This window comes from Neobacillus sp. B4I6 (assembly GCF_050434045.1).
GTDB lineage: Bacteria > Bacillota > Bacilli > Bacillales > Cytobacillaceae > Neobacillus.
Genome location: NZ_JBNPWB010000002.1, coordinates 2,180,413 through 2,192,672 on the forward strand (window position 1 = coordinate 2,180,413; position 12,260 = coordinate 2,192,672).

Sequence of the window (12,260 nt, forward strand, 5' to 3'; positions counted from 1 at the left end):
ACTGATGTTGTATAGAGTGTGTAGAATGAGAAGCGGATAAAAAACGGTCGTAATCGAAAAATTCGAATATATATTTTTCTTTAAATATTCATAGTTTTCGTATAAAATAACTTTTATGGCAAAAACTCTGACAAAACCCTTGCCAAATTTAGTTTGAAAGCCAGAGGAAAAAAGTTATGAATCCTGAAAAAAGTTTGGAGAAAATTTGGAGTAATCAACTAATTATAGGTTTAACAGCATATTTAAAGAAAATGAAGGGCGAAGCTACAAAAAAAGACAGAATTGATTATATTGATTCTCTTATTTCAGCTACAGGTGGACTCATTGCTATAATCATCATTGGTTTAGTAGCGGTTAATTTAGGATATCCCATGGCCTTGGGTCCTCTTGGTGCAAGTTGTCTGCTTGTATTTTGTGCTCATAAAGGTCAACTGTCTCAACCTCGCCACGTTTTTGGAGGACATTTATTTTCTACCACTATAGCACTTATCACTTGGAGTATATTAGGTAAGAGTCTATTCACTATTGGCCTAGTATTAGCTATCGTACTAATTTTAATGATCCTTACCAAAACGCTTCACCCTCCTGCAGCTGCTAGTGCTTTTGTTGCTGTTAACTCCCAAGCAGGATGGGGATTCCTTATTTCGGTTGTAATGGGTACTTTCCTATTAATTATTATATCAATCATCTATAATAACTTGTTTCAAACAAGACAATACCCACAGCGCTGGTTGTAAAACTAAGAAACTATAGAAGCTAACAAAACTGGCGTTTTTATATGTTCATAAACCCAACCCTTATCCTCGTGTGAAAATACTTAAATTCAGGAATCTAAGGGGGGCATTCGACCCGATCCAGAGACCAATCCAGCTATTGTGCAGCGATATAAATCTGAAAGTCCGATTGAACAGCGTTTATATGATACCCTGAGATTTCAGGGTATGCGGTTACTAGCAAGTGCCTTGTGGTAAATATCGGATTGATATTACATTTGTAGGGCCGCGGATTGCTATTGAGTACGACGGAAAGGATTTTCATTCTTCTCCAAAACAGAAAGCTCATGATTATAAAAAGAACGCTTATTTAAGGAAGAACGGCTGACGGTGCTACGGTTTACTGGCCGGCTAATATGAATGCCGGGTTTCAAAAAACCTCTTTTTAGTTTATCAGATTTCTGCCACCATTTCACCTGAACTATTCAAAAATTGAATCTATAATAATAGAAAAAGCCTTGATAACTTAACGTTACCAAGGCTTTGTTTGATGACCTGTGAGGGATTCGAACCCACGCCCCCTTCCCTGTCAAGGAAGAAAAACGAATCTGATTATAACAGTTTTGTTATGAAATGCCTGATTTAATAGGCTACAGTTTCCGTTTAATTAGGTTAAGGCAGATTAAATTGGTGGCAGGATGTTGGATTTTGCCACCACCATGCCACCAACTTACCACTAGAATGTTCCTGCATTCGATATGTGTAGAGTGTCGGTGACTACATTTTTTCTAAAAAGTAATAGGGCTTGCGAATCGAAAATGTACATTTACTTCCTTTTCTTGTGTTATTTCGATTCGTTCAATTACCCTATGTAGTAGCCCTTCATTCAAGTCGTTTAATTGTAGAATTTGTTCAATAACCTTTTGATATTTATCAAGTTTGTTATTACCTTCTTTATGGTCTTGTAGAAGATCAGTAATACCAAGCATGTTTTCTTGTAGCTGGATAACTCTTTTTCTATTTGATTCTGTTGTTTCTTTGTATTCACTTTCACTTATAATTTTTCTGGCAAGTAACTTTATAAGTTCTTTATTTTCCTCTTTAAGTTGCAAAATTTCATCTTCGATTTTTTTGAGTTTTTTCTTTTCGCCCGTTATGGTTTTATTAACCTTCTCTACTAGATTCTCAACCATACCTTTGCCATCAATAACTTTATTTACCAAGATACGTAACTCACTAAGAATTGCATTTACAAGCCCAATTTCTTTAACAAAATGACTAGTACAAGCATTCTTGCCATGCTTTCGGTAACGTCCACAAACATATCCTTTTCTGTCTTGCATATACCACATTGCTGTTCCACAATCAGAACAGTAAATAACGTTAGTAAATAAGTGTTTTTTGGCTTTCGGGCGTTTTTTATACCTACTTTTCATCATGTTTTGTACTGCTTCAAAATCTTCTCTCGAAATAATGGGCTCATGAGAATTGGGAATAACAATCCATTCTCCTTCGGGTATGTCATCCCTAATTTTATCAACTAAGCTTCTAACCTTACTTCTACCCTGTACCAAATCCCCCACATAATGTGGATTTTGTAAGATTAATTTAACAGAAGTTCCTTGCCAAAACTGACCAGCATTTTTCTTACCAGCAACTTGTGCTGGGGTTGGATATCCCAAACTATCAAGGTGTCTTGCAATTGTCTCAATGCCCTTGCCTTGGAGGTATAGATAAAAAATTAATTTAATTACATCAACAGTATCATCTTTTCGGGCAACCAGCTGTTTATCTTTTACTTCATAACCATAGGGGGCATTTGAACCTTTAAATTCTCCCCTTTTTGCCTTTTCTTTAAGAGCAATTTGTATCCTTTTAGAAATACGTTGGCTTTCTTCTTCATATAGCCAAGCATACAAACCAAATTTGTCTGTATTATCTTCCGGAGTATTAATTGCTCCATCCAATGTTATTAGTTGAATTTTACTAGATTGGAGGACCCTTTTGATTTTATAGGCTAACTCACCATTCCTAGCTAAACGGGAAAGTTCTTTAGCTAAAATGCAGTCAAACTTTCCCTTTTCAGCATCTTGAATCATCCTTTGGAAGTTTTCCCTCTTGTCGGTGGTACCACTTTCAATATCTAGATAAATTTCAGCAAGTTCCCATCCTTGCTGTTCAATATAGGAGTAAAATAGGTGTTTTTGATTTTCTAAACTTGTTTTTTGCTCCAAATGATCAGTTGAAACTCTGACATATACTGCACATCTCAAGATTTGTTTCCTCCTCAAGAGATGTCACCGTGTGTATACTCATTATAAATTGGTTTTTTGATTCCTGCATTAGCTCTTTTTTCCATTTCGCTATTAATATATGATTCTATCAAAACTGTAAAGTCACAGGTACCATAATGAATATTAACTTTCATATACTTTACCTCATCCTAAAATCAATTTGGTGTCCAACATCAAGATTTAAATTAATAGTTATTGCATAATGAAATTGTAATTTCAGTTGAATCAAAACAGGCACGGACGAGTAATTTTATAACCCTTCCTAATCCGTGCCAGTACCATTCAGATAACAAATGTGTTATAGGTGATAAGTTTTTTCTTAAGAACTTATTCTTTTATAGATAATTGATAAATATCATCTATTCCAAAAGTATGAACACCTTGATAACAATCTGAATAATCCACGCAATCGTAAGCTGCACCAAAAAAGTCATCAACTTCAAGATAAATTTCACCCTGATTTATTGTTAAAATTGTACCCTCGAAGTATCCAGTATCACATATCAAAACTTGAACTCTCAGACCTTTATATAATTTTTTCAACTTAATAGTGCTATCAATATTAAGTCGTTCTAGCTCTTTTTCTAAATCTATTTCCGTGACATCAAACGGATAGTCATGCTTTATTGCTTCTATTAGTACTAATTCCTCCATTTTATCGAGCTCATATTTTTGAACTAAATTAATAGTTTTTAATTGTTGTTTTTCTTGTTTATTCATTTTGTTGACTCCTTTTCGTTTTAAGATGTTTAGTGATTTTATTGGTCTTTTTAAACAATCAGTACTAAAAGCAAAATCATTCATTAACAAACACTATTTCAATTGCACCTTGGTCAGGACCACTAAATTCCTTTTTCTCAGTTGGTTTAAATCCTGCTCTATCGAGCAAATCACGGGCAGCTGTAATTTTGTCCCGGTCAGAGCTGTTCGGGTTATCCAATATTTCTCTCAGAACATCCCGTGCTTTTAAAGCGTCCGAAACGAATTGCAATCTTAACTGCTGCTGAATTTTGTCTTGAAGGCTTTGAATAGCTTCCAAAACTGAAGTTTTCTGAAGGAGCTGGTACCCTATTTCAGAGGCTGCACGTTCACTATATCCGGCTCTAACTGCCGCCCTGGTTGCACATGAATCCTTCATATACTCTTGGACAAAACGCCGTTGTTTAACAGTTAGTTCTGCCATCCTTTATCACCTCATTAATTAAAATCTAGGAAACTGCCAGGTTGAAGATTTGGAAGGGCAACTTTATAATCCTCATATGCTTCCCTAATCTCGTCATAACGTAGTTCAGTGTCTTCAGCCATTTCTCTTACTTGTTTCAACGTATAAGTGAACCCAAAATCGATATACTGTTTTTTTAGATACTCATATAAATGGTATTGGTTCATAATTTTCACCTTTTCCTTTTCAAAATATTTAGAAATATTTAGGCGTGATTTTTTATCTCCGCTCTTCGTCAAGCTCCTCAAACTTCTGTATCCAGCCCTTAAACAAATACCGGAATTTATTAATACCAACATCCCTTCCTTTTGCAATAAAACTTTGAATAACTTTTCCGCTAGGGTGTGTATCATTCGGGTCATGCCATAAAAACTCGACTATATCAGCGTCCTGTTCAATTTCTCCAGAATCCCTTAAATGCTCCAGCTTTGGTTCTGTTCCAGCACCGTCCCTGCTTAGCTGGGCTAACATTATAAATGGCACATTCAATTCCATAGCTATTTTCTTAGCCGTTCGTGTTACTTCACCTACTGCTTGAGAACGGGTTTGTCCTGGTAAATGAGGTATATTCATTATGGTTAGGTAATCAACAATGATCGCAGCTAGTTCACCATGCTTCCGCCTTATTTGCCTTGCAGTTGAACGGACATGGTTAATGCTGATATTACTTGCATCTTCAATGAATAAAGGTAAATTTTCTAATGATTTGAAAGTTTCTTCGACTTTGCCATACTCTTCAATCTCAAGTTCCTTACGCCTTATTCTGTTTGCAGATATTCCAGTCATGGAAGCTATCATTCTATTAAACAATTGATTTCGATTCATCTCCTGTGAAAAGAAAAGGACGTTTCCTACGTCCTGTCCAGCTATTCCTAAAGCCATTTGTAACGCCTTAGCAGTTTTACCTACACTCGGTCTGGCAGCAAGAATACAAAGCCATCCTCGCCCCAAACCTCCTAGCCATTTATCAAATCCTTTAAAACCGGTAAAGATGAAATTATCCCTTTCCAGCAAATACTCAAGGTAATCGTAGCGACTTTCCTTTATATGCTTAATATTGCCGGATACTTTAGGTCTAATCTTTGCAGCCTCTGTCTCAATTTCATTCAAAAAGGTATCGTCATCCTCAAAATCTTTTTGCTCCGATAAGTGCCTTATTTTTTCCCCTACTTCGATCCCCCGTCTTCTTAAAGCTTTGGATTTTACTAGGTCACAGTAGTAGCCTGTATTAGCAGTAGAAGGGATGGGGCCCGCTAGTTGACTTAGGTAAGACACGCCGCCAACATCCTCAAGGACCCCCAGTTGATTTAGCTGCTCTGTAATTGTTATTAAATCAATAGGTTTATTCTTTCGATAAAGCTTTAATATCCCGGACCAAATATGACGGTGAACCGAATTATAGAAATCACGCTCTTCTAATCTTGGGACGACCTCATCAATAATTTCCGGCTGATAAAGTATCGAACCAATAACAGACATTTCTGCTTCCAGCGAAAATGTTTGACTAGTAGGTAAATTCATCTGGATCATTCCCTCCTTCAACCCAGCGATTAAAAGCAATTTCTCGTTGTTGTGAAGATTTTTCTTTATCATGCCTTTCATTTAGCTGAACATTTTTCTTTTTGGAACCTGTTACTTCGTCAGCTACCCACTGAAGGATCGCATGATAGTCAGACTTATACTTTTTTCCGTGTGCTTCTTTATAATTGTTTAGTAGCTCTATCATTTTTGCTGTATTTTTGGAACCATATTTTTTAACAAGCTGATTAAATTCGTCTTTGAAAAGATAGACACCACTAGCATATTTATTTTTATCTGTAGTAATCTCTGGTATTGGTAGTGACAAGTTGTCACTATCATGGTGACAACTTGTCACTAGGGAATACAACTTTTCATAGTTAATCGTGTACCAATTGGTCTTATCAGCTTTAAGTTTGTTAAAATGCCCTATTGTAATTAACCCTTGCTCGTCCAGCGATTTAACAATTCGAATCAGAGTTCGCTTTGTCCAAAATGGGAATTGTTTTTGCCATTCCGGGTAGCTGTTATAAATCCATTTCTTGCCTTCCTTTACATGAGTGCTCTTTTGAAGCCAATAATGTATCTGTTGCAGCACTATAGCTTCATTAAGACCAATGGTTTTTGCTAATGTCGGGAACACTAGCAAAGGGTATTCATCTAACAATCGATTCCCAATATCAGCACCTCTTTGTTTTAGCCGGAACCCGGAGTATTATTTTCCTTATTAAGAATTCATTGATTGTTTTTCTAGCCATACAAAGAACCCGTCACGTTCCACTCTTTTGCACCTACCAATTTTAATGAGAGGAAATTCTGGATGATCCATTACTAGGTAAGCAGTTCTTAAGGAAAGTCCCATTATTTCGGCAATGATTTTTGCGTCAAACACTATTGGGTAATCTTCAATTTGTTTACTCATATTAATCCCACCTTTTTTAGTAATATTTGTGTTTTAAATGCATATACATACTTGTTAAGCATTTGTTATAATCTATTAATGTTATTGGGATTGTATACGAGCAGATAAAAAAATAATAATATTTTCCTAGAAAAAAATAGTAATAATAGCAACAACAAAATACTATTGAACTAGCATCATTTAAAATCCTAGGGACCATTCACCCATAAGCTTTCACCAGTTTGTTCAGATTAGAACAGTAAGTGCTGGACCATGAGCTTAGGAAAACATAAGAAAAAGACCACTATTTGTGGTCTTTCATTTTTTTCCTTGATTTAAATATCATGATAGTATAGATCGAATTGCAGCAGTTTTACGTGCGTTCCCGTCTACCTGGTGGGGTAATGTTGGTTTTCACCAAGAGTTCCTTTACTATCTTGTTTTCAGCTCCATTTCTTAGCTGCCTTACTCGATCACGCGAAATGTTTAACAATTCCCCAACTGTTGTTAATCGAGCCCTTTCTTGGTTTAAACCATACATTTCATTAAGTATGGTCTGCTCTCTTTGTGTTAGGATATGTTTCATAGTTTCATATAGCCTAATAAATCGTTGGTAATCTTCTGAATTTCTTTCATTTAATATTTTATAATACGGTTTCCTTTTATGCAGCCTAGGTACAAAATTAGGGCTCCTCACAGAGCCGACCATATCCATGAAAAAAATGGCGTCATCTTTGGTCAATTTAGTTTTATATTCCACAAAACAATTTCCCTTCTTATTTTTTACATACCTGTCCAATCCAGCTGGTTACATTCAACTTGGATAAGTACCACTAGCAGTAGCTGTCGGAACTCCTTATTTATCCTATTTTGTTATCCTCGCCTGTACTTCAGACAACTTCACCTTAAAGAATAGTTTGTAAACGGTTTCATTTCCTTGATGTATCATTGAATGAGTAACATATTCAGCTCTTAATGTCCTCAGTTCGTTGTCAATGATAAATGAGTCTAGTCCGGAACCAACATTCTTTTGTGCAGATTCAATTAAACTTTGAATTACATCTACTTTGCCGTATGTGGCTTCCCTTAGAAGTTCTTGCGTAAAAGCATTACAGAATTGCAGTTTATACAATTAGAGCACCTCCTATATGAATTCTGCTTAAGCATATATTATTTTGGAATAGGATAACGATACGAAATGTGAATTTTTCCGGAACTTATAAAATTTAGAGGTATTTACAAAAAAAACTAGAAATATGAATATTATGAATTGCTATTAACGAATGGGGGTTCTTTATGATAGGTAAAACTGATTTAATTAACTTAAATCCAGATGATCCACGCCGTTTACAATTTGGGAAAATTGCTAGTGTTTTCAACCGTACTTGTTTGGAAATGAAAACATTAGGTTTTGATTTAGTCTTTATACCAAGAAATAAAACCGAAAAAGCACCACTTACCCCACAAGCATTACAAATTCATTATGACAACGTCCGAATTGGTGCAATTCAATATGAAGGTCATAATCATATACATCTATCAGAGAATATGCCCGAAACTGTTAGCCTTCGGTTCGAACGAAAACAACTTGAAAAGCTAAATAAGCTTTGGAAAGACAAGCTAGAAAAAGTAATGGGACCCTATAGAAAAGATGGATTAGATGATAAAGAATGCACTAATAAAAAAGCACAATCAATTGCTTTTCGTTTACCAACTATCCTTACATGTTTGATAAGTTAATCCAGGACATTAAAGTTGCTATTATTTAGGAATTTTCTATTTATTAACATGGGTGTTTAAATATAATGGAGGGATTGGTTAACATGAGTACATTTATAAAAAGTACGCAATATTGTGATTTATTAGCTCAAGGTACAACCCAAGAAGGAGAAGATATTTCTGCAGTTGAGAAAATATTTATTAAAGACATCAAACGTGAGGAAATTAGGTTCGCTTGGTACAAGGAGGAGAAGAATGGGTCAAGACGTTTCATTCCTAGACCGCTGGATCTAACAGAAGAGGAACTTCTGGAATTGTTAAAAGATGGTGTGAATAAAGGAGTTTTCTCAAAAGAGTTTAGGGAAAACCTAAAAAAAATACTTTAAAGAAATTACTCCTTAGTTTTATTAAAAAATAGCTGCCAATAATGGCAGCTTGTTCTTTTTTTCTCAACTTAGTAATGAAAGTAGATAGTCACTTCTTTTTCGGGGAGTTCTCCTCTTTATTCCCCTGGATTACTCGTAATATCGGTTTTTCCGGCTTGGCATTCTTCGTAAATTATCTCTAACAGCGTGTAATATTCTTCTTTTCACCTTTTTATCTTGCATATGTTTTTTATTTTTTTATTAACTTTAACTATCAGTATCTGAAATCACCGTGGATCCAGATATATTATTTTCAATTCTTTCCACCATTTCTTGAAACAAACCCTCACAGCCATCAATGACAAGATGTTTCAATTCGCTTTCAAAAACCGTTGCAAAGTATTCCCTTTTTACATGCTCAAATCTTACCAAAAGGTGTTCATAAAACGATTCCGTAAAGGTTTCGGGTGATATACACCAGAATGCTGAAATTATCTCAGTAGCTTGGTCTTGATCCCCTATATGTTCTATTAATAAGTACCAGATAAAGTATTTTATTCGGTAATTATTAATTAGCACTAATTGATTTTCATGTAATAATTTTTCTTTTTTTACAAATTTGTAGGTCTCATCAAGAAGAGTTAGGCAAAGCTTCAACCACTTTTGCTCTTGGATAAAACCAGTGAAATCCTCGTAATAATCAAATCGTTTTAAATCGTGATAGGCAGAAATAATTGGAGAATTTGCATATTTGATATTAGAACTAATTTTCTCTTTAATATGGAGAACTAAGTCATCCTCTTTGACATGATCTCTTATATCATGACCTCGTCGCCAGTTGGTTTTAATATCGTAAAATGCAATAATATCTAACAATATCGGTGAAAATAATTCTTGGTAAATTTCTTTTTCATATTTTTTTCTTTCCCGTTTATTAGTAAGAAAATTATTATACGCTTGACCAACTAATGCCCCGGTTAAAGCAAATAACCCGGATATTAACACTGTATAATTGTTCATTTGCCTTCTCCCTCTAAAAAAACACTTATAATTCCATTTGATTTAGAATTTTCTTTAGTTGCAATAACTCTTCCTTTGATAAAGTAACGCCTTTACCCATCTTTTCATGTGATGGATCCCAATCTCTTATGTCATATTTAGGTTCACGTTCATTCCAGCTGATAAGATTAATTTCCTTTTTCCAACCCTTTGCTCCCTCGGAAACTACCCCTAAATTTTCTCTTATTTCGAATTTCATGTTTGCCATTAAAATGCCCCCTTCAATACTAGTATGTACATTTCACTCTACCATACTGGTTTGACCCAGCCTATTAAAAACAATAAAATAATATTGGTAGTGACAGGAGGACTTTAACATCATGCAAAGCTTTCAGTATGGAAAAACAAAAATTGATTATTCGGTTGAATACATAAAAGGAAAGAAAGATGTTTCGCTTTCGGTATGTTTAAGCGAAGGGGTAAAGCTAGTTGCTCCGGAAGGGTTCGATACTGGAAGGTTGGAAACCATTCTTTATAAAAAAGCTCCGTGGATATTAAAGAAAAAATCTGAACTTGATGAGGTTGCAGACGCACCACTACCAAAGGAGTTTGTTAGTGGTGAGAAATTACTATTTACGCTAAGGCTAAAGAGCAAGGTTTAACTTAACATTGAATCGCACCTCAAATAAATGAATCCTGTTCTATTGTAGAAAAATTATCAAAAAAAGCTTGGGATGTGTATTCCTATTCCGATATAAATCCCAATAATAATATCGTATAAAAAAAGCCTAGAGACATCTTACCTCTAGGCTTATCTAACCTATACTTTACCTTTTTAACACGACCAATAACAATTACTTAATTTGAACTTTATCATCTCCTATTTGAATAAACCATTTACCTTTAGCAAACTGATCTTTAGATATCTCATATACATCTGTGCCTGTTACAGTAATCCCTGGATTTAGGTCAGACATAATCTTTGAATTATCAATACCTGTTTCTGTTGCATATGCAGCACTAGCATCCACATCCGGATCATACTTAGTGCCTTTTTCATCGATTAAATTAATAGTTGGATAATCAAATGCCCCTACAGGCTTGTCAGATATATTTTTCATTTTATATTGAATAGCGACAAGAGTCGCACCTTCCGAAGCTTTTTTGCCAAGGAACTCAGGATCTCCAATTACATCCTTCTCTTCGGATTTAGTGACTGTTATTTCCAGATTGTCGGTTTTAACAACTTCTCCAACCTTATAAACTGTTTCTTTTGTTCCTTGTTTATTATTAGAATCTTTAGCTGTATCATCACCACCAGATAATGCAGATCCAATGATAGCTAATAAAATGATCGCTCCAATAAATGTCATAATCTTATGTCTCATAAACCAGTTGCGTTGATCTTTACCACAATGTGGGCATTTTTTTACGCCTTTTGCAATTTCTTTTCCACACGCTTTACATTTAACTAAATTAGCCATAATTATATTCTCCTTTTTTTGTCAATCGTAGGATAATGTTAGTGTAGAGCAAAAACGAGATTTTATTCTATGGAAAGGTAAATTGGAATGACTAAGAAGAAAGTAAAAAAGGCTTTAAAACTATAAAAAGAGAATCAAACGGTCTGAGCATAAATGATATTACAAAAATTACGGGCGTTCCCCGATCAACTATATACGCTAAATCTAAGGAGCAAGGTTTAAGATAATACTAAGTCACCCTGCAGAGTCCAAGGGTTCAGTTCATATTGAAAGAGCTTAGCAAAAGAAAAAGCACCCTTAAAGGGATGCTTTTTTATCATTTTAATCTTTCTTCAATTTCCATTGTTGGGAAATACTCGCCATATTCGTTTGTTTCCTTTTTATTAAGCTAACCTGCTTCGTTAGCTGAATAAGAAAAGAGCGACCTTCGTTACTGAAGAATCGCACCTGTTAGGTTAATAAGAAACTACAAAAAACCAATTTTTATCTAATTTATCTATCTCTTTAATATCTCCATCAAAGTCATTGTGATTTGGCTTTTTATCTTCAGGGGAATAAACAAAACCAGAAAATCCATCTAATACTCCACGGTGAGTTAAAAATAAAATGGAATATTGATTATCCTTTTTTTCGATGAATATTTCCCCACCGCCCTTAGATAATTGTTCATATTTTTCAGGTAAATGAATAGTAGAAGGGCTATTTGGCACGTTTGGTTTTAATGCACCCGTTTCCACCAATTGCACCACTTCTTCTCTTTCTGATTTATTCATTTTAAAATCCAAATCTAACATAACTTGAGTGAAAGGAAAGAACCACCATAGTAAAATAGTCAATAACTGTATGACGAAGGGTTGCCAATCCTTCTTTTTGAATAAATTGATAATTGTCTTAGCTGTAATGAAAATAAAAAATCCAAATACCACTAACCAAATAGGTAACATTAAAAATTCGGTAATTATTTCAACCAAATTCCATTGAAAAAACATAACTAAAATAACTAATATGCTGCTTGTGTGACTGCTAGAATAAAGTGAACAGTTTA

At 34.7% G+C, this 12,260-nt stretch carries 17 protein-coding genes and 1 pseudogene; 5 read left to right on the forward strand and 13 right to left on the reverse strand.

Features of this window, described 5'->3' with window-relative positions:
• Positions 1–176 precede the first annotated feature (176 nt).
• A complete protein-coding gene (locus tag QF028_RS12785) occupies positions 177–737 on the forward strand; it encodes an HPP family protein (protein WP_429465891.1) in 561 nt (186 codons plus the stop codon).
• Between the two features lie 764 nt (positions 738–1,501).
• Here the strand turns inward: QF028_RS12785 and QF028_RS12790 are convergent.
• The 9 genes from QF028_RS12790 to QF028_RS12830 all read right to left on the reverse strand — a co-directional run bounded on the left by QF028_RS12790 (position 1,502) and on the right by QF028_RS12830 (position 7,780).
• Positions 1,502–2,986: a recombinase family protein gene (locus tag QF028_RS12790; protein ID WP_429465893.1), complete on the reverse strand. Its 1,485-nt coding sequence runs from the start codon at positions 2,984–2,986 to the stop codon at positions 1,502–1,504.
• Positions 2,987–3,334: 348 nt separating this feature from the next.
• Positions 3,335–3,727, reverse strand: coding sequence for a hypothetical protein (locus QF028_RS12795; RefSeq protein ID WP_429465895.1), 393 nt, complete (start codon positions 3,725–3,727; stop codon positions 3,335–3,337).
• A 76-nt stretch (positions 3,728–3,803) separates the two neighbouring features.
• On the reverse strand, positions 3,804–4,190 hold the full coding sequence (locus QF028_RS12800; RefSeq protein WP_429465897.1) for a terminase small subunit: 387 nt from the start codon (positions 4,188–4,190) through the stop codon (positions 3,804–3,806).
• Positions 4,191–4,204: 14 nt separating this feature from the next.
• A complete protein-coding gene (locus QF028_RS12805; RefSeq protein WP_429465899.1) occupies positions 4,205–4,396 on the reverse strand; it encodes a hypothetical protein in 192 nt (63 codons plus the stop codon).
• 52 nt (positions 4,397–4,448) lie between these two features.
• Complete coding sequence (locus QF028_RS12810) at positions 4,449–5,750, reverse strand: replicative DNA helicase (protein ID WP_429465901.1); 1,302 nt, start codon at positions 5,748–5,750, stop codon at positions 4,449–4,451.
• Positions 5,734–6,414: a hypothetical protein gene (locus tag QF028_RS12815; RefSeq protein ID WP_429465903.1), complete on the reverse strand. Its 681-nt coding sequence runs from the start codon at positions 6,412–6,414 to the stop codon at positions 5,734–5,736. The genes QF028_RS12810 and QF028_RS12815 overlap by 17 nt, the downstream gene beginning before the upstream one ends.
• Positions 6,415–6,474: 60 nt before the next feature.
• On the reverse strand, positions 6,475–6,669 hold the full coding sequence (locus QF028_RS12820) for a DNA-binding protein (protein WP_429465905.1): 195 nt from the start codon (positions 6,667–6,669) through the stop codon (positions 6,475–6,477).
• A 352-nt stretch (positions 6,670–7,021) separates the two neighbouring features.
• Complete coding sequence (locus tag QF028_RS12825; RefSeq protein ID WP_429465907.1) at positions 7,022–7,408, reverse strand: sigma factor-like helix-turn-helix DNA-binding protein; 387 nt, start codon at positions 7,406–7,408, stop codon at positions 7,022–7,024.
• Between the two features lie 105 nt (positions 7,409–7,513).
• The gene (locus QF028_RS12830) at positions 7,514–7,780 is read right to left on the reverse strand and encodes a hypothetical protein (RefSeq protein ID WP_429465908.1); all 267 of its coding nucleotides are present in this window, start codon (positions 7,778–7,780) and stop codon (positions 7,514–7,516) included.
• A 164-nt stretch (positions 7,781–7,944) separates the two neighbouring features.
• Between QF028_RS12830 and QF028_RS12835 the strand changes: the two genes are divergently transcribed.
• Positions 7,945–8,388, forward strand: a complete 444-nt coding sequence (locus QF028_RS12835; RefSeq protein WP_429465910.1) for a hypothetical protein — start codon at positions 7,945–7,947, stop codon at positions 8,386–8,388.
• An 83-nt stretch (positions 8,389–8,471) separates the two neighbouring features.
• Positions 8,472–8,753: a hypothetical protein gene (locus QF028_RS12840; protein ID WP_429465911.1), complete on the forward strand. Its 282-nt coding sequence runs from the start codon at positions 8,472–8,474 to the stop codon at positions 8,751–8,753.
• Between the two features lie 246 nt (positions 8,754–8,999).
• Here QF028_RS12840 and QF028_RS12845 read toward each other — a convergent pair whose 3' ends face one another.
• Entirely contained in the window at positions 9,000–9,752 is a 753-nt protein-coding gene (locus tag QF028_RS12845) for a hypothetical protein (RefSeq protein WP_429465913.1), read from the reverse strand.
• 25 nt (positions 9,753–9,777) lie between these two features.
• The gene (locus QF028_RS12850) at positions 9,778–9,999 is read right to left on the reverse strand and encodes a YdbC family protein (RefSeq protein WP_429465915.1); all 222 of its coding nucleotides are present in this window, start codon (positions 9,997–9,999) and stop codon (positions 9,778–9,780) included.
• Between the two features lie 112 nt (positions 10,000–10,111).
• On the opposite strand from QF028_RS12850, the gene QF028_RS12855 reads away from it, so the two are divergent.
• Entirely contained in the window at positions 10,112–10,393 is a 282-nt protein-coding gene (locus QF028_RS12855; protein ID WP_429465917.1) for a YgjP-like metallopeptidase domain-containing protein, read from the forward strand.
• A 192-nt stretch (positions 10,394–10,585) separates the two neighbouring features.
• On the opposite strand, the gene QF028_RS12860 is transcribed toward QF028_RS12855, so the two are convergent.
• Entirely contained in the window at positions 10,586–11,218 is a 633-nt protein-coding gene (locus QF028_RS12860) for a DUF4352 domain-containing protein (protein WP_429472312.1), read from the reverse strand.
• A gap of 125 nt (positions 11,219–11,343) precedes the next feature.
• Between QF028_RS12860 and QF028_RS12865 the strand changes: the two are divergent.
• Positions 11,344–11,442, forward strand: a pseudogene (locus QF028_RS12865) (recombinase family protein); the annotation flags it as partial.
• A gap of 228 nt (positions 11,443–11,670) precedes the next feature.
• On the opposite strand, the gene QF028_RS12870 reads toward QF028_RS12865, so the two are convergent.
• A complete protein-coding gene (locus QF028_RS12870) occupies positions 11,671–12,204 on the reverse strand; it encodes a hypothetical protein (protein WP_429465919.1) in 534 nt (177 codons plus the stop codon).
• Between the last annotated feature and the right edge of the window lie 56 nt (positions 12,205–12,260).